The organism is Mesorhizobium sp. M5C.F.Ca.IN.020.32.2.1, assembly GCF_004023105.1.
Lineage (GTDB): Bacteria > Pseudomonadota > Alphaproteobacteria > Rhizobiales > Rhizobiaceae > Mesorhizobium > Mesorhizobium wenxiniae.
Genome location: NZ_RZSX01001542.1, coordinates 1 through 651 on the forward strand (window position 1 = coordinate 1; position 651 = coordinate 651).

A 651-nucleotide genomic window follows, 5' to 3' on the forward strand; every position below is an offset into this window, starting at 1 on the left:
GTGTACGAGCTGTCGACCGCAACGGCCGGTTGGTTGGCGCCGTTCGATCCAAAATTGTCACTACCGGCAAATGCGCTGCCGGCGACGGCCAGAACGGCGGCGGTCGCAAGAACAATCTTCGTCATTTCAGTACTCCTGGATTTTTCGTGTTCCACCAGCGCGGCGGGCAAATGCCGCCGCTGCTGTTGGGATCGACACTAGTTGTTGCCGAAGAGGTTACGGTCGCTGCCGTGGACGGGCTTCTCGTCAGCCGGAACCGGCTTCTGCGTCGAAGCCGAATTCTGAATCGAAGCCGTGTACGAGCTGTTGTCGACCGCAGCGGCCGGCTGGTTGGCGCCGTTCGATCCAAAATTGTCGCTGCCGGCAAAAGCGCTTCCGGAGACGGCCAGAATGGCGGCGGCGGCAAGAATGATCTTCTTCATTTCTAGTACTCCTGAATTGTCGTATCCCCTCAGCGCGGCGGCCGCGGTCTTTATGAAAGACAACGCCGCTCTGCTGTTTGGGATCAGCTGTTAATTGTTGCCGAAAAGGTTGCGGTCAGCGCCCTGGACAACGGGCTTTTCAGCGTTAGCCGGCTTCTGAATGGAAGCCGTATACGAGCTGTTGTCGACCGCAGCGGCCGGCTGGTTGGCGCCGTTGGACCCATAATGG

The 651-nt window shown here is 59.1% G+C and carries 3 protein-coding genes; all 3 read right to left on the reverse strand.

What is annotated here, in order from left to right; translation table 11 throughout:
- Positions 1 to 125, reverse strand: a 125-nt coding sequence (locus tag EOA86_RS37315; RefSeq protein WP_128345875.1) for a DUF680 domain-containing protein, incomplete at its 3' end; no start/stop codon positions are given.
- A gap of 72 nt (positions 126 to 197) precedes the next feature.
- On the reverse strand, positions 198 to 422 hold the full coding sequence (locus EOA86_RS37320; protein ID WP_065011024.1) for a DUF680 domain-containing protein: 225 nt from the start codon (positions 420 to 422) through the stop codon (positions 198 to 200).
- A gap of 90 nt (positions 423 to 512) precedes the next feature.
- A partial coding sequence (locus EOA86_RS37325; RefSeq protein ID WP_128345876.1) for a DUF680 domain-containing protein occupies positions 513 to 651 on the reverse strand: 139 nt, incomplete at its 5' end.